This is a genomic window from Ampullimonas aquatilis, from assembly GCF_049675895.1.
Taxonomy (GTDB): Bacteria; Pseudomonadota; Gammaproteobacteria; order Burkholderiales; family Burkholderiaceae_D; genus Ampullimonas; species Ampullimonas aquatilis.
The window spans coordinates 3,299,767-3,320,100 of sequence record NZ_CP183834.1; the positions used below are offsets into that span (position 1 = coordinate 3,299,767).

The following is a 20,334-nucleotide window of genomic DNA, read 5'->3' on the forward strand; positions in this document are numbered from 1 at the left end:
TTTTATTTAGCTTTAGCATTCACAATTGCCTCAGCAACATTCTTTGGGGCTTCAGCATAATGCTTGAACTCCATTGTGTATGTTGCCCGGCCTTGCGTAGCAGAACGCAAAGATGTGGAATAGCCGAACATTTCTGCTAGCGGCACTTCCGCCTTAATTACCTTACCACCACCAGTCATATCATCCATACCCTGAACCATCCCACGCCGGGAGGACAGATCGCCCATGACAGTCCCGGCATAGTCTTCAGGAGTTTCCACCTCAACAGCCATCATTGGCTCAAGAAGAACCGGATTAGCTTTACGACAACCATCCTTAAACGCCATTGAAGCTGCCATCTTGAAAGCATTTTCGTTGGAATCAACATCATGATATGAACCAAAGAACAATGTCACCTTAATATCGACCACAGGATATCCAGCCATCACACCACTTGAAAGCGTATCCACCACACCTTTTTCAACAGCAGGGATATATTCGCGCGGAACAACACCACCCTTAATTGCATCAACAAACTCAAAACCTTTGCCAGCTTCTTGCGGCTCAATTTTCAGAACGACATGCCCATACTGCCCACGACCACCAGACTGCTTAACAAATTTGCCTTCAGCCTCTTCACAAACTTTACGGATAGTTTCACGATAAGCAACTTGCGGCTTACCCACTGTAGCCTCTACACCAAACTCACGTTTCATACGGTCCACAAGGATTTCCAGATGCAACTCACCCATTCCAGAAATAATTGTTTGACCAGACTCCTCGTCAGTCTTTACCCTGAAGGAAGGATCCTCTTGAGCCAGACGGTTAAGCGCAATACCCATCTTCTCCTGATCAACCTTGGTCTTGGGCTCGACAGCCTGAGAAATCACCGGCTCCGGAAACTCCATCTTCACCAATGTGATGATTGAATCCGGATCACACAATGTCTCACCCGTAGTCGCCTCCCTCAAACCAACTGCAGCAGCAATATCACCAGCACGAACCTCTTTAATTTCCTCGCGCTGATTAGCGTGCATCTGCAATAAGCGACCAATACGCTCTTTCTTGCCTTTAATCGGGTTGTAAATCGTATCACCCGAATTGATCACTCCAGAATAAACACGGAAGAAAATCAATTGACCAACAAAAGGATCCGTCATAATCTTAAAGGCTAATGCAGAGAATTTTTCGTCATCAGCTGCACGACGCTCAGCCTGCTGACCATTCTCCAACTCCCCAACTACCGGCGGAATATCTGTCGGTGCAGGCAGGAAATCAATTACCGCATCCAGCATAGCCTGAACACCCTTGTTCTTAAAGGCCGAGCCGCACAACATTGGCACAATCTCACTTGCAATCGTTCTTTGACGCAAAGCAGTTTTAATTTCCTCTTCAGACAAGTCACCCTCTTCAAGGTACTTATTCATCAGCTCTTCCGAAGATTCGGCAGCAGCTTCAAGCATTTTCTCGCGCCACTCCTTGCAGGTCTCAAGCAAATCGGACGGAATTTCACCATATTCAAATTTAATCCCCTGAGATGCCTCATCCCAAATGATCGCCTTCATCTTGACAAGGTCAACAACACCCTTGAAAGTATCCTCAGCACCAATCGGAACCTGAACAGGAACAGGGTTGGCCTTCAGGCGTGCACGCATTTGCTCGTACACCTTGAAGAAGTTAGCACCAGTACGGTCCATCTTATTGACAAAAGCCAACCTTGGCACACCATATTTGTTAGCCTGACGCCACACAGTTTCCGACTGCGGCTGAACACCGCCCACCGCACAGTAAACCATACACGCAGCATCCAAAACTCGCATTGAGCGCTCAACTTCGATCGTGAAGTCCACGTGACCCGGAGTATCAATAATATTGATACGGTGCTCTGGATAGTTACCCGCCATACCCTTCCAGAACGCAGTAGTAGCAGCAGAAGTAATCGTAATTCCACGCTCCTGCTCCTGCTCCATCCAGTCCATGGTAGCAGCACCATCATGAACCTCACCAATTTTGTGATTCACACCAGTATAAAAAAGAATACGCTCAGTAGTGGTTGTCTTACCTGCATCAATGTGAGCAGAAATCCCAATATTACGATAACGCTCGATCGGAGTTTTGCGAGCCATATTTACACCCTAGAATTCAAGTCCAATTAAAAACAAAATGGCACGAAGTAATCTTCGTGCCCTGAAACACTCCCCAACCACAAATTCCTAGAAACGGAAGTGTGAAAAGGCTTTATTCGCCTCAGCCATACGATGAACTTCATCGCGCTTCTTCATAGCACCACCACGCCCCTCAGCGGCATCGACAAGCTCACCAGCCAAGCGCAAAGGCATTGACTTCTCGCTGCGCTTATTTGCAGCCTCCCTCAACCAGCGCATCGCAAGAGCCATACGACGAACAGGACGAACCTCAACTGGAACCTGATAGTTAGCACCACCAACCCGACGACTCTTAACCTCAACAATAGGCCGAACATTCGAAAGAGCCTGAGTAAAAACCTCCAGAGGATCCTTAGAAGTCTTTGAAGAAATTTGGTCAAATGCACCGTAAATAATACGCTCGGCAACCGCCTTCTTACCCGACAACATCAACACATTCACAAACTTGGCTACATCAACACTACCAAATTTAGGATCCGGCAATATATCCCGCTTAGGGACTTCACGACGACGTGGCATATAACACCCTTATGTTATTCAGCTTAATTTGGCAAACCAGCCAAAGCTTACTAGACCTTGCGGCCAAAAAAATTAAGACGCCTTAGGACGCTTTGCACCATATTTAGAACGAGCCTGCTTACGATCCTTCACACCCTGCGTATCCAAACTACCACGCACCATGTGATAACGCACACCCGGCAAATCCTTCACACGACCACCACGCAGCAAGACAACACTATGCTCCTGCAAGTTATGCCCCTCACCACCAATATAGGAAATAACCTCAAAACCATTAGTCAGACGAACTTTGGCAACCTTACGCAAAGCAGAATTTGGCTTTTTAGGCGTTGTCGTATACACCCGCGTACAAACACCACGACGCTGCGGGCAATTCTGCAGAGCAGGACTCTTGCTTTTAATCTTGGCAGAAACCCGAGGCTTCCGAACAAGCTGGTTAATAGTTGGCATATCTCAAAAAACCTTCTGTTGATTAGTTAAAGATGGTCGGTACGATTGCCAGCCATCCAAAATTTATAAATTAGAGCCTAAAACAGACAAAGCCCAACACTCTACAAGAAAAGTTAGGCTTCGTCAAGTTATTAGTCATTTGCGTTAGAAAGATCAACCTCGCCCGTTTCATCAGACTTCGCTGCCTCAGCTTCAGCAATTGCTTTTTGCTCTGCAAAATCTGAGCTTTCTTTTGCCTTTCTAGCTTGATGATACGCCAAGCCAGTACCCGCAGGAATTAGACGACCAACAATCACATTTTCTTTCAGGCCACGCAAATCGTCTTTTTTACCCATAATTGCTGCTTCTGTAAGCACTCGTGTAGTTTCCTGGAAGGAAGCTGCAGAAATAAACGAATCCGTTGACAAAGAAGCCTTGGTAATACCTAGCAAAATATTTTCATAAGTAGCTGGACGCTTATCTGCCGAAATGGCCGCATCATTGCGGTCAAACAGTTCCGAACGTTCGACTTGTTCACCAGGAATAAATCCTGTATCACCCGCATCAGCAACCTGCACACGACGCAACATCTGACGAACAATGACTTCAATGTGCTTATCATTGATCTTCACACCCTGCAATCGATACACGTCCTGAACTTCATCAACAATATATCGTGCCAGAGCTTCAATTCCCAATAGTCGAAGAATATCTTGGGGATCCGCAGGGCCATCAACAATCAGCTCGCCTTTATTGACGACCTGACCATCGTGTACCAATACGTTCTTTTCTTTAGAGATAAGAAATTCATTTGCATTGCCATCCAAATCTGTAATAACCAGCCGCTGCTTACCTTTGGTATCCTTACCAAAAGAAACGGTACCAGTCACCTCCGCAAGCATACCCGCATCTTTGGGTGAGCGCGCCTCAAAAAGTTCAGCAACCCTTGGCAAACCACCCGTAATATCACGAGTCTTTTGTGATTCAGTAGGGATACGAGCCAATACCTCACCCACACCAACAGTCTGATTATCTTTAACGGTAATCAAAGCGCCGACCTGGAAGCCGATAGTCACAGGATGATCTGTACCCGCGATTTTCACTTCCTCACCAGACTCGCTCAGCAATTTAACTTGCGGACGCACTCCCTTAGTGGCCATAGAGCCGCGACGTTTTGCATCAATGACCACCAGAGTTGACAGGCCAGTCACTTCATCAATCTGCTTTGCAACCGTAACGCCTTCTTCTACGTTTTCAAAACGAATCGTTCCAGCATATTCAGTAATGATCGGTCGAGTCAAAGGATCCCATGTTGACAGTGCAGTACCTGCCTTAATAGTGTCACCATCTTTTACTAGCAATGTGGCGCCGTAGGGCACTTTGTGACGCTCCCTCTCACGACCATTTTCTTCGGTAATCAAAACTTCACCGGATCGAGAAATGACTACTTGCTCACCTTTGGCATTTGTCACATAGCGCATGGTCGCTGTAAAGCGTGCCACACCATTTGATTTTGCCTCGACCGATGAAATGACTGCCGCACGCGAAGCTGCACCACCAATGTGAAAAGTACGCATAGTCAGCTGAGTACCAGGTTCACCAATTGATTGTGCCGCAATCACCCCAACTGCTTCGCCGGTATTCACCAAAGAGCCACGACCTAGATCACGTCCATAACATTTAGCGCACAAACCATAACGCGTTTCACAAGTTAATGGAGTTCTGACACGCACCTCATCGATACCCAATGCCTCTATTGTTTCTACACAATCCTCATCAAGCAATGTTCCAGCCTCGTATAAAGTCTCTAGAGACTCTGGATTAACGATATCGACTGTAGCCACTCTGCCCAGAATTCGATCACGCAAAGCTTCGATGATTTCACCGCTTTCAACCAATGACTTCATGTTAACGCCATTGGTCGTACCACAATCATCTTCAACAACCACAAGATCCTGAGTCACATCAACCAAACGACGCGTTAAGTATCCAGAGTTTGCAGTCTTCAGTGCAGTATCAGCCAAACCCTTACGAGCCCCGTGGGTCGAAATAAAGTATTGAAGAACGTTCAAACCTTCGCGAAAATTTGCAGTAATAGGTGTTTCAATAATAGAGCCGTCAGGTTTGGCCATCAAACCACGCATCCCTGCCAACTGACGGATCTGGGCTGCAGAACCGCGCGCACCAGAGTCAGCCATCATATAAATCGCATTGAAGGACTCTTGCCTGACTTCATTACCATGACGGTCTGTTATTGCCTCGGTAGCAAGCTGGTCCATCATAGCCTTACCAACTTGATCTCCGGCACGACCCCAAATATCAACTACCTTGTTGTAGCGCTCGCCCTGCGTAACCAGACCGGAGGTATATTGTTGCTCAATTTCTTTAACTTCTTTTTCCGCGCCGGCAATAATGTCATGCTTTTGAGTTGGAACCAACATATCATCAACGCAGATAGAAATACCTGCTTTTGTCGCCAATGAAAATCCAGATTGCAAAAGTTTATCCGCAAAAATAACTGTCTCACGCAATCCACATTTACGGAAAGAGACGTTAATTAATTTTGAAATTTCTTTCTTTTTAAGGGCTTTGTTGATGTTTGAAAAAGGTAATCCGGCTGGCAATATCTCAGAGAGAATCGCTCGGCCTACTGTGGTCTGATACAGACTAACCTTTTTAGTTTTATCGCCACTGATTTTGTCAATTTCATATTCCGTGATTCGAACGCAGACACGAGTCGTTAATTCAACAACTTTACTATCGTATGCACGAATCACCTCACCGACATCAGAAAAGACCAGGCCCTCACCCTTGCCATTAACCTTATCCCGAGTTGCATAGTAAAGACCGAGCACAATATCCTGTGAAGGAACAATTGACGGCTCACCATTCGAAGGGAACAAAATATTATTCGAAGCCAGCATCAATGTCCGAGCTTCCATCTGCGCTTCCAGTGACAATGGCACGTGAACAGCCATCTGGTCACCATCGAAGTCGGCATTAAATGCGGCACAGACAAGTGGGTGAAGTTGTATTGCCTTACCCTCGATTAACACTGGCTCAAATGCCTGAATACCCAGTCGATGCAATGTCGGTGCACGGTTCAACATAACCGGATGCTCACGAATCACTTCCTCAAGAATATCCCAAACAACCGGTGTTTCGTTTTCAACTTCTTTCTTCGCCGCTTTAATTGTCGTTGCAACACCCATTACTTCCAATTTGTGGAAAATAAAGGGTTTAAACAACTCCAGCGCCATCTTCTTGGGCAAGCCACACTGATGCAACTTCAGCTGCGGGCCCACCACAATAACTGAACGACCGGAGTAATCCACACGCTTACCTAGCAAGTTTTGACGGAAACGACCGCCCTTACCCTTGATCATTTCAGCTAATGACTTCAGCGGACGCTTATTAGCGCCGGTCATTGCCTTACCTCTGCGGCCATTATCAAGCAATGAATCTACTGCTTCTTGCAGCATACGTTTTTCGTTGCGAACAATAATCTCCGGAGCCTTCAATTCAAGAAGACGCTTCAAACGATTATTACGGTTAATTACCCGACGATATAAATCATTCAAATCGGAAGTCGCAAAACGACCACCATCGAGTGGAACCAAAGGACGCAACTCAGGAGGAAGAACCGGTAAAACCTCCATGATCATCCAATCAGGTTTAATACCTGACTTCTGGAAACCCTCCAAGACTTTCAATCGTTTTGCATACTTCTTGATTTTGGCTTCAGAGCCGGTTGCCTGAAGCTCTGCATGCAACTGCTCAACATCACGATCAATATCGATTGAACGGAGCAGCTCACGAACTCCTTCAGCCCCCATCAGTGCGGTAAATTCATCACCATACTCTTCGAGCTTAGCCATGTAATCATCTTCGGACATGATTTGGCAACGCTTAAGCGGTGTCATCCCAGGATCTGTGACAACATATGCTTCGAAATACAAAACACGCTCGATATCGCGCAGCGTCATATCCAATACCATACCCAAGCGGGATGGCAGTGACTTTAAAAACCAGATATGCGCTGTAGGGGAGGCAAGTTCAATGTGCCCCATACGCTCACGGCGAACTTTAGCCAAAGTAACTTCAACACCGCATTTTTCACAAATAACGCCGCGATGTTTTAGTCGTTTATATTTTCCACACAGGCATTCATAATCTTTGATTGGGCCAAATATCTTTGCGCAAAACAAACCATCGCGCTCAGGCTTAAATGTTCTGTAGTTAATAGTTTCCGGCTTCTTAACTTCACCATAAGACCATGAGCGAATCTTTTCAGGCGATGCAAGCCCAATTCGAATTGCATCAAATTGTTCATCTTTCTGAACCTGCTTAAATAGATCGAGTAATGCTTTCATCTCTTTCTCCTGTGGTCCACTAATTAATTACGCTCAAGGTCGATATCAATACCGAGCGAACGGATCTCTTTGACCAATACATTGAATGATTCAGGCATGCCGGCGTCAATCACATGATCACCTTTAACCAGATTTTCATAGACCTTGGTTCTACCATTAACGTCATCCGACTTAACGGTAAGCATTTCCTGCAGAACATAGGACGCGCCATACGCCTCCAAAGCCCAAACCTCCATCTCACCAAAACGCTGCCCACCAAATTGGGCTTTACCACCCAACGGTTGCTGTGTAACCAGAGAATATGGCCCTGTTGATCTAGCATGCATCTTGTCATCCACCAAATGGTGCAATTTCAATACATGCATATAGCCAACTGTAACTGAGCGCTCAAACGCATCCCCCGTTCTACCGTCAAACAGTGTTACCTGGTTTTTCGAGGGTGTCATTCCCAATTTTTTGGCAATAGGATCCGGATATGCCAAATCAAGCATTTTCAGAATCTCTTCTTCTGTTGCACCATCAAAGACTGGCGTCGCAAACGGAACACCATTTTTCAAATTGGCAGCCAATTCCAGAATTTCGGTATCTGTAAAAGAATCCAAATCCTCTTGCTTACCAGAGCCGTTATAGATCTTTGCCAAAGTAGAACGGATTTCTGCCACTTGCGAATGCGCTTGAAGCATTTCACCAATGCGCAATCCCAATCCCTTCGAGGCCCAACCCAAATGAGTCTCCAAAATCTGACCCACGTTCATCCGTGAAGGAACACCCAGTGGATTCAAGACAACATCTACAGGTGTGCCATCTGCCATATAAGGCATATCCTCAACCGGTACAATTCGCGACACAACCCCTTTGTTACCGTGACGCCCAGCCATTTTATCGCCAGGCTGCAGACGACGTTTCACGGCCAAATAGACCTTGACCATCTTCTGCACACCAGGGGGTAACTCATCGCCTTGTGTCAATTTCTTACGCTTCTCTTCGAAGGCAAGATCAAATTGATGGCGTTTCTGAGCAATGGATTCTTTGAGTGCTTCAAGTTGACTTGCAACTACATCGTCAGCTAAGCGCAAGTCGAACCAGTGGTACTTATCTAGATCATCAAGATATTCTTTGGTAATCACTGTGCCTTTGGCCAGTTTCTTAGGCCCACCATTGGCCAGCTTACCAATCAGCAAGCGCTCAATACGCTCGAAAGTATCAACTTCAACAATACGCATCTGATCATTCAGATCAAGACGGTAACGTTTCAGCTCATCATCAATAATTTGCTGCGCACGTTTATCCCGCTGAATACCTTCGCGCGTAAAAACCTGAACATCAATAACAGTTCCAGCAATACCCGAAGGCACGCGCAGAGAAGTATCTTTAACATCGGACGCTTTTTCACCGAAAATTGCACGCAGCAATTTTTCTTCAGGCGTAAGCTGAGTTTCACCTTTGGGTGTAACCTTGCCGACCAGCGCATCACCAGCTTCAACTTCGGCACCAATATAGACAATACCGGACTCATCAAGGCGAGCCAATTGATTTTCAGCAAGATTTGAGATGTCACGCGTAATTTCTTCTGGGCCAAGCTTTGTGTCACGAGCCACCACTGACAACTCTTCAATATGAATCGAAGTATAGCGATCTTCGGCTACAACTTTTTCAGAAATCAGAATCGAGTCTTCAAAGTTATAACCGTTCCATGGCATGAAGGCAACGAGCATGTTTTGACCAAGTGCCAATTCACCCAGATCTGTAGATGCGCCATCGGCAACCACGTCACCCCTGACAACACGATCACCAACTTTGACAATTGGACGCTGATTAATATTGGTATTCTGATTTGACCGCGTGTACTTAATCAAATTATAGATATCAACACCAACCTCACCCGCAGCAGCCTCGTCATCATTCACACGAATAACGATACGACCTGCATCAACATAATCTACCAAACCACCACGCAGCGCCTGCACAGTGGTACCGGAGTCAACCGCAACAGTTCGCTCAATTCCCGTACCGACGATCGGCTTTTCAGGACGCAAGCAAGGCACTGCCTGACGTTGCATGTTTGAACCCATCAGTGCACGGTTTGCATCATCATGCTCCAGGAATGGAATCAATGATGCCGCTACAGAAACAATCTGTGATGGTGCCACATCCATATATTGAATACGACTTGGTGACACCAGCAACGTTTCACCCGCCTCACGTGCCGATACCAACTCATCAATCAAACCGCCTTCATTATCAATGGTGGCATTTGCCTGAGCAATAACGTACTTACCTTCTTCAATAGCAGACAAATACTCAATCTGATCAGTAACTTTTCCTGACTCCACTTTTCGATAAGGAGTTTCCAAAAAGCCATACTCATTCAATCGAGCAAATAGCGCCAATGAGTTAATCAGACCAATGTTTGGACCTTCCGGCGTTTCAATCGGGCAGACTCGCCCATAATGAGTCGGATGTACGTCACGCACCTCGAAGCCGGCCCGCTCACGAGTCAATCCACCAGGGCCCAAAGCTGATACGCGACGTTTGTGCGTAATCTCGGATAACGGATTTGTTTGATCCATAAACTGAGAGAGCTGCGATGAACCGAAAAACTCACGGATAGCCGCTGAAATTGGTTTGGAATTGATAAGGTCATGCGGCATTAAATTCTCAGACTCAGCCTGGCCAAGCCGCTCCTTAACCGCTCGTTCAACACGGACCAAACCAGAACGGAACTGATTTTCAGCCAACTCACCAACGCACCGCACACGACGATTTCCGAGGTGATCAATATCATCGACCTCGCCCTTGCCATTACGCAAGTCAACCAATACTTTGATGGTATCGAGAATATCCTCGTTGGTTAATGTCATTGGACCAAGATCATCAGCTCGACTGACACGACGATTAAACTTCATACGACCCACCGCCGACAGATCATAGCGCTCTTCGCTATAGAAAAGACCATTAAAGAGCGCCTCAACAGCTTCTTCTGTGGGTGGCTCACCAGGGCGCATCATTCTATAAATAGCAATACGAGCAGCCATCTGTTCAACAGTCTCATCAACACGCAATGTTTGAGAGATATATGCGCCTTGATCCAAATCATTGGTATAAATGGTTTGGATCTGATTAATCTTGGCATCACGCAATTGCGCCAATAGTGACTCAGTCAGCTCATCGTTAGCATTGGCAATAATTTCACCAGTATCCTGGCTAATTATGTTCTTGGCCAAGACACGACCTAGCAAATAGTCTTCTGGTACTGAAATGAAGCGTGTCTCAGCACTTTCCAACTCACGGATATGCTTGGCATTAATTCGTTTGTCTTTCTGAACAACGACTTTACCCGACGTATCAGTAATGTCAAAACGCGCTAATTCACCGCGCATTCTTTCTGGCACAAACTCCATGAGTGCACCCTCTGACTTCAAATTAAAATTATCAAAGACAAAGAAGTGCGCCAGAATTTGTTCTGGATTCAGGCCAATCGCTTTCAACAAAATCGTAACTGGCATTTTGCGACGTCGATCAACACGGAAAAATAGAATATCCTTCGGATCAAACTCAAAATCCAACCAAGACCCACGATAAGGAATAATCCTAGCAGAGAACAAGAGCTTGCCCGAGCTATGAGTCTTACCACGATCATGCTCAAAGAACACACCCGGCGAGCGATGCAACTGGGAAACAATAACTCGCTCAGTGCCGTTAACAACAAAAGAGCCCGTTGTCGTCATGAGGGGAATTTCACCCATATAGACTTCCTGCTCTTTGATTTCCTTAACAGTTGGCTTGCTAGATTCCTTATCCAGAATGACAAGCCTGACTTTCGCTCTTAATGGCGACGCGAAAGTCAATCCACGCTGCTGACATTCTTTAACGTCAAATACGGGCTCTCCCAGCATATAACTGACAAATTCCAGTCGAGCAAAACCGTTATGACTAACTATAGGAAAAATCGAATTAAAGGCTGCCTGCAAGCCATCACTTTTCCGCTGAACTGGTGGAACACCCTCCTGCAAAAAAGAAGCATAGGACTCTAACTGAGTCGCAAGCAGATAAGGAATATTTTGAACATTTGCCCGTTTGGCAAAGCTCTTACGAATGCGTTTTTTCTCGGTGAAAGAGTAGAGCATGGACACTCCGTGAGTGAGTGAAGAGGAATCAGAATTCAGCATTCTTGTTTGGTTTAACAAAAATACAGAAGTATGGTTCCTGAAAAGAAACTAAGCTGCAGAAACAACAAAGGAGCCAGGCCTCCAGTTCAACTGGGTTCGGTACCTGACTCCCCGAAAAACAATATTACTTAACTTCGACTTTAGCGCCAGCTTCTTCCAATTTCTTTTTGGCGGCTTCAGCGTCGGCTTTAGCAACAGCTTCTTTAACAGATTTAGGAGCACCGTCAACCAAGTCTTTCGCTTCTTTCAAGCCCAAACCAGTCAGTTCACGAACTGCTTTAATCACGTTAACTTTGTTTGCACCAGCTTCGAGCAGCACAACATCAAACTCAGTTTTTTCTTCTACAGCTGCAGCAGCAGCGGCAGGAGCAGCAACTGCAACTGCAGCAGCAGCAGCAGAAACACCAAATTTTTCTTCCAGATCTGTGATCAGCTCTGACAGTTCCAGAACTGTCAGACCAGCGATTGCTTCAATAATTTCAGCTTTAGTAATAGCCATTTAAAACTCCAAATATTTAACTTGAATAGGTCAGGTTGTTAGGCCGCTTTTTGATCACGTACCGCTGCCAAGCCGCGAACAAACTTGGTAGGCACTTCATTAAGCGTACGAACAAATTGGGCAATTGGTGCTTGCATAGTGCCAAGCAATTTCGCGAGCAACTCTTCTCTACTAGGAATACTTGCAAGCGCTTTCACGCCATTGGCATCCAGAAGAGAATTGGGCAGAGCCCCTGCTTTCAAAACAAGCTTGTCATTTGCTTTTGCAAACTCACTTAACACCTTGGCCGCCGCAACAGGATCTTTTGAAATACCATAAATCAAGGGTCCAACTAATTTGTCAGACAAAACCTCAAAAGGCGTTCCAGCAACAGCCCGTCTTGCCAAAGTATTTTTGAGAACTCGCAAGTAAACACCATTCTCACGAGCCTTCTTGCGAAGAGTCGTGATATTGCCTACTTCCAGACCACGGTATTCAGCCACCACAACCGATTGTGCACCAGCAACTTCGGCTGATATCTCCTCGATTACGACAGCTTTCTCAGTACGATTGAGAGCCACGGTCAACCTCCAAAATATGGCATCACATTAAGTGATACCGGTTAAATACGGCGACCGATTTTGGAGTCTTGCAATCGGCTAATAAGCTTCTCACTACAATTCCTTGTCAGGTACACCATCTGCGTTGGCAGCTTTCACAATTAAAGGTCAAGTGCAACTACCACCCTCCCCACCAACGGTCTTGGACAGTCCGTCAATTGACGGCCCACCAAATTCTTACTCAAATCTTTTACAACTATTTAGGCCAGCGTGTTTTGATCAACACGAACACCTGCGCCCATTGTGCTAGAGAGTGCAATCTTACGCAGATAAACACCTTTACTGGTTGCTGGTTTAGCCTTATTCAAGGCCTCAATGAGTGCAACCAAATTACTTTTCAGCGCATCCGATTGGAACGAGGCACGTCCAATAGTTGCATGAATAATCCCCGCCTTATCGGCACGAAATTGCACTTGACCAGCCTTGGCATTTTTTACAGCAGTGGCAACATCAGCAGCCACAGTACCGACTTTAGGATTAGGCATCAAACCACGTGGGCCAAGAATTTGACCTAATGTACCCACAACCCGCATTGTGTCCGGAGATGCAATAACAATATCAAAATTAATATTGCCTGCTTTGATTTGCTCCGCCAGATCATCCATACCGACAATATCAGCACCAGCCGCTTTGGCAGCCTCAGCTTTATCGCCTTGAGCAAATACAGCCACACGCACAGACTTACCTGTGCCAGCAGGCAAAACAACCGATCCACGCACAACCTGATCTGATTTCTTAGCATCAATACCAAGCTGAACTGCAACATCGATAGACTCATCAAATTTAGCCGTTGCACAACCCTTGATCAAACCCAGCGCATCATCTAATGCATAGGATTTGTTACGATCAACTTGTGAACGAATCGCTTTAATTCTTTTTGATAACTGAGCCATTTTAGAGTCCCTCAACCGTAATACCCATGGAGCGGGCGCTACCAGCAATCGTGCGCACCGCAGCATCCATGTCAGCAGCCGTCAAATCACGCATTTTTGTTTTAGCGATTTCCTCAGCCTGATCCCGAGTAATCTTACCAACCTTATCAAGATGAGGCTTAGGACTGCCCTTTTGAATGCCAGCCGCCTTCTTGATCAAATAAGTCGCAGGCGGGGTTTTCAGTTCAAAAGTAAAACTTTTATCAGCGTATGCCGTAATTTTGACCGGAATCGGCATACCCGGCTCCATACCCTGAGTTTGGGCATTGAACGCCTTGCAGAATTCCATGATGTTCAGACCACGCTGACCGAGAGCAGGGCCAATCGGTGGAGATGGGTTGGCTTTACCAGCCGGTACTTGCAGGCTTATAAAGCCTACGATTTTCTTTGCCATTATGGCTCCTTTACTAGTGAGTTTTAACGCAGCATCTCAAACAACAGTGCCGCTCCTCTGTTGCACCACCAATGGTGTTGCTAAGTCTTTTCTACTTGCCCAAATTCAAGCTCGACTGGGGTACCACGACCGAAAATAGTGACCGAGACACGCAGCCTAGATTTTTCGTAATTAACTTCCTCAACATTGCCATTAAAGTCTGTAAACGGGCCATCTTTAACGCGCACCATTTCACCGACTTCAAACAGGACTTTAGGCCTCGGCTTTTCGACACCCTCTTGCATTTGAGCAAGTATTTTCTCCACTTCTTTAGGAGAAATCGGTGCCGGACGATTACGCGTTCCGCCCACAAAACCAGTTACCTTATTGGTGTTTTTAACCAGATGCCAAGTCTCGTCAGTCATTTCCATTTCGACCAAAACATAACCAGGATAGAAACGTCGCTCTGTAATGGCCTTCTGACCACCACGAATTTCCACAACCTCTTCAATTGGCACCAGTATCTTGCCAAACTTATCTTGCATACCAGCGCGCTCAATACGCTCCAGTAACGCCTTTTTCACACTTTTCTCAAGACCAGAGTATGCATGCACCACATACCAGTGCATCTTTCCCGAGGGCTGCGTCACTTCCCGCAAATCTGACATCCTATCCCCTCCAGCCAAGTATCAAGCCATACAAGACATACTCCAACGCCTTGTCAGTAAACCACAACAAAATCGCCATGACCAACACAAAGCCGAATACAGCCACCGTTGTCTGGACAACCTCTTTTCTCGCCGGCCAGGTAACTCGCTGCGCCTCGCGAAATGATTCGCGCGCAAAAGCCACCAAATCACGACCAGAGTTAGTAGCAGCAAACAATGCCACAGCAGCCACAGCACAGACTAACAACGACAATAGTCGCAGCCAGAAAGCCTGGGAAGACAAAAAATAGAAAAGCACCAATCCAGCCACGACCAATGCGAGAGAAACAACTTTTTTAAGTCTTTCCCCACCATTTGAAGCTGATTGGAGCGCTGGACTAACCATAGACATGACACGCTTCAAGTTTGCGAGCAACTAATTGGAAACAGTGCTACGTGGCAGGGGCAGAGGGCATCGAACCCCCAACCTTCGGTTTTGGAGACCGACGCTCTGCCAATTGAGCTATACCCCTGTAGACACCACAAAATAATAGGGATCACCCCCATTATTTCTTACTCAACGATTTTAGCGACGACGCCGGCCCCGACGGTACGACCGCCCTCGCGAATCGCAAAACGCAGCCCCTCTTCCATCGCAATCGGCGCGATCAGTTTCACCGTGATCTGAACGTTATCACCTGGCATCACCATCTCTTTGTCTTTCGGCAATTCAATAGCACCAGTCACATCCGTGGTACGGAAGTAAAACTGGGGGCGATAGTTGTTAAAGAAGGGGGTATGACGACCACCCTCATCTTTTGACAGGACATACACTTCGGCAGTGAAGTGGGTGTGGGGCTTGATTGAACCAGGTTTGCACAATACTTGACCACGCTCCACCTCTTCACGCTTGGTACCACGCAGCAGTACACCCACGTTATCACCCGCCTGACCTTGGTCAAGCAGTTTGCGGAACATTTCAACGCCGGTACAGGTGGTTTTGAGGGTGGGACGAATGCCAACAATTTCAATCTCTTCACCCACTTTAACGATACCACGCTCGATACGACCCGTTACCACGGTACCACGGCCCGAGATGGAGAAGACGTCTTCCACTGGCATGAGGAAGGCACCATCAATCGCGCGCTCAGGGGTGGGGATGTAGCTATCCAAGGCAGCAGCCAGCTTGAAGATGGCTTCTTCACCCAATTCGCCTTTGTCGCCTTCGAGGGCGAGCTTGGCAGAACCTTTGATGATTGGCGTGTCGTCACCGGGAAAGTCGTATTTGGAGAGCAGTTCACGCACTTCCATTTCAACCAGTTCCAGCAACTCAGCATCATCCACCATGTCGGCTTTGTTCATGAAGACGACGATGTAAGGCACACCAACCTGACGCGCCAACAGGATGTGCTCACGGGTCTGCGGCATGGGGCCATCCGCTGCCGACACCACGAGAATGGCGCCATCCATCTGGGCTGCGCCGGTAATCATGTTTTTGACGTAGTCGGCGTGACCCGGGCAGTCAACGTGCGCGTAGTGACGGTTTTCAGTTTCGTATTCTACGTGGGCGGTGTTGATGGTAATACCGCGCGCTTTTTCTTCTGGCGCTGCGTCAATCTCATCATATTTCTTGGCCGCACCACCAAATTTAGTCGACAGCACTGTCGTGATCGCCGCTGTCAAGGTCGTCTTGCCATGGTCCACGTGACCAATTGTGCCCACGTTAACGTGTGGCTTCGTACGCGAAAACTTCTCTTTTGCCATTTTGGACTCCTAACGACAACCAACAAACAATAATCAAAACAACTGGTGCCCATGGCGAGAATCGGACTCGCGACCTCTCCCTTACCAAGGGAGTGCTCTACCACTGAGCCACATGGGCAAATTCACTCAACCCCGCACCCACCGCTACCAGCAAGCAAGGGAATTGGAGCGGGTGAAGGGAATCGAACCCTCGTCATAAGCTTGGAAGGCTTCTGCACTACCATTGTGCTACACCCGCAAAGCAGGAAATTCTGGTGGAGGAGGTTGGATTCGAACCAACGTAGGCGTAAGCCAACAGATTTACAGTCTGCCCCCTTTAGCCACTCGGGCACCCCTCCGCAGAGAACCACAAATTATGGGAAAGAATTCTCTTTCTGTCAAGTTATTACTGTATTATTTTTTAATTATTTCGATGCAATCCTATTTTAACTCATATTTTGCACCAATACGGTGCAACCTGTCACGGCATTACTCTTGCTGTTTTATCTATCACTCTTCACACACATAAAGCTCTTATGGCTATTCGCGTCGCACTTAATCACTGTACTACCTATCATTTTGATCGTCCGATCACGATCTCTCCGCACGAAATTCGCCTGCGTCCCGCACCACACACACGAACACCCATCATTTCCTATTCGCTCAATATCGAGCCCAAGACACATTTTTTAAATTGGCAGCAGGATCCCTACGGCAATTACATTGCGCGTTTGGTGTTTCCTGAAAAAGCCGACAAGCTGGAAATCGAAGTCGACCTGATTGCCGATATGACAGTGATCAATCCTTTTGATTTTTTTGTCGAAGAATATGCCGAGAAATATCCATTCAACTATCCCGAATCACTTGCCAAAGAGCTAGCACCGTTTCTTGAAACCAGCGCCCCTACCCCACACTTTGCAAAATGGCTTAGCAATTATCGTGAAGCCCACTTGAGCAAACCGATCCCGATCGTGGACAAGCTGGTCGCAATCAACAGCCAACTTGCCAACGACATTCGCTACCTGGTTCGAATGGAGCCAGGTGTACAGACACCTGAAGAAACACTCACACTACAACAAGGTTCTTGCCGTGACACCAGTTGGCTGATGGTGAATTTGCTGCGCCATCTTGGCTTGGCCGCGCGCTTTTGCTCGGGCTATCTGATCCAGCTTACCGCTGACATTAAAGCCATTGATGGCCCGGCAGGTCCGGAAAAGGATTTCACCGATCTGCATGCATGGTGCGAAGTCTACATACCGGGCGCTGGCTGGGTTGGTCTTGATCCAACCTCTGGCCTGTTTGCGGGCGAAGGCCACATCCCATTGGCAGCCACCGCCTCGCCTGGCAGTGCCGCTCCCGTCATCGGCATGACCGAAAAAGCAGATGTCAAATTTGATTTTGCGATGAGTGTTCGTCGCGTTCACGAGGACCCTCGCGTCACCAAGCCGGTTTCAGATTCGCAATGGGCTGCCATCAATAAGCTGGGGTTCAAGATCGACGCCGAACTCAAAAAACAGGATGTGCGCCTGACGCAAGGTGGCGAACCCACATTCATCTCGATTGATGACATGGAAGGGCCCGAATGGAACTTCACCGCCCTATCACCCAAAAAATATGAACTGGGCTGCGTCCTGACGGACCGGATTGCCAAAAAGTTTGCTGGTGAAACCGGCTATTTACTTCATGTTGGGCAAGGTAAATGGTATCCAGGTGAACCGTTACCACGTTGGGCGCTCAATATTTACTGGCGACATGATGGCAAGCCAATCTGGAAAGATCCACAGTTGCTCGCTCCGACTCAATCCGCAGGAAAGTCCACGTTGGCTGACGCACAACGATTGATGCGCAAATTGGTGGGGGAACTGGGACTTGCCGAAGACTTCGTCATCACGGCTTATGAAGATATGCCGTCTTTGCTGATCGAAGAAACCGCACTGCCGATCAATCTGGATCCACTCGAATTTGACTTGAGTAAACGCGATACGCGTATGAATCTAGGCCGGGTTCTGCAGCGGGGACTGGATCAGGCAACCGGTTTCATTCTGCCGCTGAAACCCTTGGCCGACTTTGACGCGGAACCTGAAAAGATCAAAAAGAAAAATGCTCAGCCAACCGAATGGTTTAGCTCACTCTGGCCCATTCGACGTGAACGGCTCTATCTGCTCAAAGGTGATTCACCGATGGGTTTGCGACTACCGCTCAATTCACTGCCCTGGGTACAACCGGAAGACGAAGAGTACGAATTTCCACTGGATCCTTTTGCCAGCAAATCCAAACTGGCTGGTAAACGCATCAAGATCAAGGATATCAAGCATGCGTCCAGTGGCAATCCCAAACCACAGGACGTCATCAAAACCGCGTTAGCAGTCGAAGTGCGCAATGGTCATATCAGCTTATTCTTCCCCCCTTTAAGCCGTCTTGAAGACTATTTGGATTTGCTCGGCGCTATTGAAACAGTGGCTCGTCAACTCAAGTTACCGGTAGTCATTGAAGGCTATCCACCGCCGCGCGATGAACGGGTTTCCCATTTGGCCATCACCCCCGATCCTGGTGTGATAGAAGTCAATATCCATCCTTCAAAAAGCTGGGAAGAACTGACCCATCGCACCGAAACACTTTACGAAGAAGCGCGTCAGGTCAGACTGGGCACTGACAAGTTTATGCAGGACGGTCGCCACACTGGCACCGGGGGCGGCAACCACGTGACATTTGGTGGTGCCACCGCAGCCGACTCACCACTGCTGCGGCGTCCACAATTACTGGGTAGTTTGATTCTGTACTGGCAAAACCACCCCTCACTGTCCTATCTGTTTTCTGGCACATTTATCGGCCCGACCTCACAGGCACCACGGGTTGATGAAGCACGCGATGATCGTCTGTATGAACTCGAAATTGCCCTGCAGCAACTGCACAAACATAGTGAGCATGGTAAAGATCACGCACAGCCCTGGTTGATTGATCGACTGCTGCGGCATTTGCTCACCGATTTGACCGGGAACACACATCGCAGCGAGTTTTGCATCGACAAGCTCTACTCACCCGATGGCCCGACTGGTCGCCTGGGTCTGCTCGAATTCAGAGGCTTTGAAATGCCGCCGCACTGGCAGATGAGCTGTCTGCAAATGCTGTTGCTGCGCGCCTTGATTGCCCGCTTCTGGAAAGAACCCTATCGCGGCAAACCGATTCGTTGGGGTACCGCGCTGCATGATGAATTCATGTTGCCGCATTTTGTGGAAAGCGATTTTGCCGATGTCTTGGCGGACTTGCGCCATGCCGGTTACCCCATTGAAGACAGCTGGTTTGCCAGTTTTATCGAATTTCGATTCCCGCGTTACGGCACCGCCAGCTATGACGGCATCACCCTGGAACTGCGTCAAGCCATTGAGCCCTGGCATGTCTTGGGTGAGGAAATGTCTGGCTCTGGCACCTCGCGCTATGTGGACTCATCGGTTGAACGCATGCAGCTCAAGGTGAATGGCATGACGGCAGGCGTGAGCGTGGGTAATGGCAGCGCGGCCTCGCGCTATGCGGTGACCTGCAACGGCCGCCCAGTGCCGTTAGCACCAACGGGAGTACCGGGTGAGTATGTGGCCGGAATCCGTTTTCGCGCCTGGGCACCGCCATCGGCACTGCACCCCACCATTGGCATTCATGCACCATTGGTGTTTGATCTGGTGGACACCTGGTCCAATAAATCATTGGGTGGCTGCACTTATCATGTCGTGCATCCGGGTGGCCGCAGCTACGAGGACTTTCCGATTAATGCCAACGCGGCTGAAGCACGCCGCTTTGCGCGCTTTACCACGCATAACCACACTCCGGGCGAAATGCATGTCACGCCCGAGCCCAAGAATCCTTCGTATCCGTATACCCTGGATTTGCGCTGGGAGCCTTGACAGCCAATAGC

General features: G+C 47.8%; 13 protein-coding genes and 4 tRNA genes. 1 reads left to right on the forward strand and 16 read right to left on the reverse strand.

From position 1 onward, the window contains the following. Positions 1–2: 2 nt before the first annotated feature. The 16 genes from fusA to ACMYR3_RS15535 all read right to left on the reverse strand — a co-directional run bounded on the left by fusA (position 3) and on the right by ACMYR3_RS15535 (position 16,786). The gene (fusA, locus tag ACMYR3_RS15460; protein ID WP_424192848.1) at positions 3–2,105 is read right to left on the reverse strand and encodes an elongation factor G; all 2,103 of its coding nucleotides are present in this window, start codon (positions 2,103–2,105) and stop codon (positions 3–5) included. Positions 2,106–2,192: 87 nt separating this feature from the next. Continuing rightward, on the reverse strand, positions 2,193–2,663 hold the full coding sequence (gene rpsG, locus ACMYR3_RS15465) for a 30S ribosomal protein S7 (RefSeq protein WP_424192849.1): 471 nt from the start codon (positions 2,661–2,663) through the stop codon (positions 2,193–2,195). A 72-nt stretch (positions 2,664–2,735) separates the two neighbouring features. Continuing rightward, complete coding sequence (gene rpsL / locus ACMYR3_RS15470; protein ID WP_424192851.1) at positions 2,736–3,113, reverse strand: 30S ribosomal protein S12; 378 nt, start codon at positions 3,111–3,113, stop codon at positions 2,736–2,738. Between the two features lie 131 nt (positions 3,114–3,244). Beyond that, positions 3,245–7,465 (reverse strand): DNA-directed RNA polymerase subunit beta', encoded by a 4,221-nt coding sequence (rpoC, locus tag ACMYR3_RS15475; protein WP_424192853.1) that lies wholly within the window; start codon positions 7,463–7,465, stop codon positions 3,245–3,247. A gap of 23 nt (positions 7,466–7,488) precedes the next feature. Next, entirely contained in the window at positions 7,489–11,592 is a 4,104-nt protein-coding gene (rpoB, locus tag ACMYR3_RS15480) for a DNA-directed RNA polymerase subunit beta (protein WP_424192855.1), read from the reverse strand. A 166-nt stretch (positions 11,593–11,758) separates the two neighbouring features. After that, complete coding sequence (gene rplL / locus ACMYR3_RS15485; RefSeq protein ID WP_424192857.1) at positions 11,759–12,133, reverse strand: 50S ribosomal protein L7/L12; 375 nt, start codon at positions 12,131–12,133, stop codon at positions 11,759–11,761. A 38-nt stretch (positions 12,134–12,171) separates the two neighbouring features. Continuing rightward, the gene (gene rplJ / locus ACMYR3_RS15490) at positions 12,172–12,693 is read right to left on the reverse strand and encodes a 50S ribosomal protein L10 (protein ID WP_424192859.1); all 522 of its coding nucleotides are present in this window, start codon (positions 12,691–12,693) and stop codon (positions 12,172–12,174) included. Between the two features lie 239 nt (positions 12,694–12,932). Then, on the reverse strand, positions 12,933–13,625 hold the full coding sequence (gene rplA, locus ACMYR3_RS15495) for a 50S ribosomal protein L1 (protein ID WP_424192861.1): 693 nt from the start codon (positions 13,623–13,625) through the stop codon (positions 12,933–12,935). 1 nt (position 13,626) lies between these two features. Next, positions 13,627–14,058, reverse strand: a complete 432-nt coding sequence (gene rplK, locus ACMYR3_RS15500; RefSeq protein WP_424192862.1) for a 50S ribosomal protein L11 — start codon at positions 14,056–14,058, stop codon at positions 13,627–13,629. Positions 14,059–14,138: 80 nt separating this feature from the next. Next, a complete protein-coding gene (gene nusG / locus ACMYR3_RS15505) occupies positions 14,139–14,705 on the reverse strand; it encodes a transcription termination/antitermination protein NusG (RefSeq protein WP_424192863.1) in 567 nt (188 codons plus the stop codon). 1 nt (position 14,706) lies between these two features. Then, positions 14,707–15,096: a preprotein translocase subunit SecE gene (gene secE, locus ACMYR3_RS15510; protein ID WP_424192865.1), complete on the reverse strand. Its 390-nt coding sequence runs from the start codon at positions 15,094–15,096 to the stop codon at positions 14,707–14,709. Positions 15,097–15,141: 45 nt separating this feature from the next. Further along, positions 15,142–15,217: transfer RNA gene (locus ACMYR3_RS15515), tRNA-Trp, on the reverse strand. Between the two features lie 40 nt (positions 15,218–15,257). Continuing rightward, a complete protein-coding gene (gene tuf, locus ACMYR3_RS15520) occupies positions 15,258–16,448 on the reverse strand; it encodes an elongation factor Tu (protein ID WP_424192846.1) in 1,191 nt (396 codons plus the stop codon). A gap of 43 nt (positions 16,449–16,491) precedes the next feature. Beyond that, positions 16,492–16,566 (reverse strand) — tRNA-Thr (locus tag ACMYR3_RS15525). Positions 16,567–16,612: 46 nt separating this feature from the next. Next, positions 16,613–16,686 (reverse strand) — tRNA-Gly (locus ACMYR3_RS15530). A gap of 14 nt (positions 16,687–16,700) precedes the next feature. Then, positions 16,701–16,786: transfer RNA gene (locus tag ACMYR3_RS15535), tRNA-Tyr, on the reverse strand. Positions 16,787–16,963: 177 nt separating this feature from the next. On the opposite strand from ACMYR3_RS15535, the gene ACMYR3_RS15540 reads away from it, so the two are divergent. After that, entirely contained in the window at positions 16,964–20,323 is a 3,360-nt protein-coding gene (locus tag ACMYR3_RS15540) for a DUF2126 domain-containing protein (RefSeq protein ID WP_424192866.1), read from the forward strand. The last annotated feature ends 11 nt before the right edge of the window (positions 20,324–20,334 follow it).

Excerpts from the sequence above, each read along its gene's own strand:
- rplL (WP_424192857.1), bottom strand. The coding sequence starts at position 12,133 with ATGGCTATTACTAAAGCTGAAATTATTGAAGCAATCGCTGGTCTGACA.
- rpoC (WP_424192853.1), bottom strand. The coding sequence starts at position 7,465 with ATGAAAGCATTACTCGATCTATTTAAGCAGGTTCAGAAAGATGAACAA.
- rpsL (WP_424192851.1), bottom strand. The coding sequence starts at position 3,113 with ATGCCAACTATTAACCAGCTTGTTCGGAAGCCTCGGGTTTCTGCCAAG.
- rplK (WP_424192862.1), bottom strand. The coding sequence starts at position 14,058 with ATGGCAAAGAAAATCGTAGGCTTTATAAGCCTGCAAGTACCGGCTGGT.
- tuf (WP_424192846.1), bottom strand. The coding sequence starts at position 16,448 with ATGGCAAAAGAGAAGTTTTCGCGTACGAAGCCACACGTTAACGTGGGC.
- fusA (WP_424192848.1), bottom strand. The coding sequence starts at position 2,105 with ATGGCTCGCAAAACTCCGATCGAGCGTTATCGTAATATTGGGATTTCT.
- rplA (WP_424192861.1), bottom strand. The coding sequence starts at position 13,625 with ATGGCTCAGTTATCAAAAAGAATTAAAGCGATTCGTTCACAAGTTGAT.
- nusG (WP_424192863.1), bottom strand. The coding sequence starts at position 14,705 with ATGTCAGATTTGCGGGAAGTGACGCAGCCCTCGGGAAAGATGCACTGG.
- rpoB (WP_424192855.1), bottom strand. The coding sequence starts at position 11,592 with ATGCTCTACTCTTTCACCGAGAAAAAACGCATTCGTAAGAGCTTTGCC.
- secE (WP_424192865.1), bottom strand. The coding sequence starts at position 15,096 with ATGTCTATGGTTAGTCCAGCGCTCCAATCAGCTTCAAATGGTGGGGAA.
- ACMYR3_RS15540 (WP_424192866.1), top strand. The coding sequence starts at position 16,964 with ATGGCTATTCGCGTCGCACTTAATCACTGTACTACCTATCATTTTGAT.
- rpsG (WP_424192849.1), bottom strand. The coding sequence starts at position 2,663 with ATGCCACGTCGTCGTGAAGTCCCTAAGCGGGATATATTGCCGGATCCT.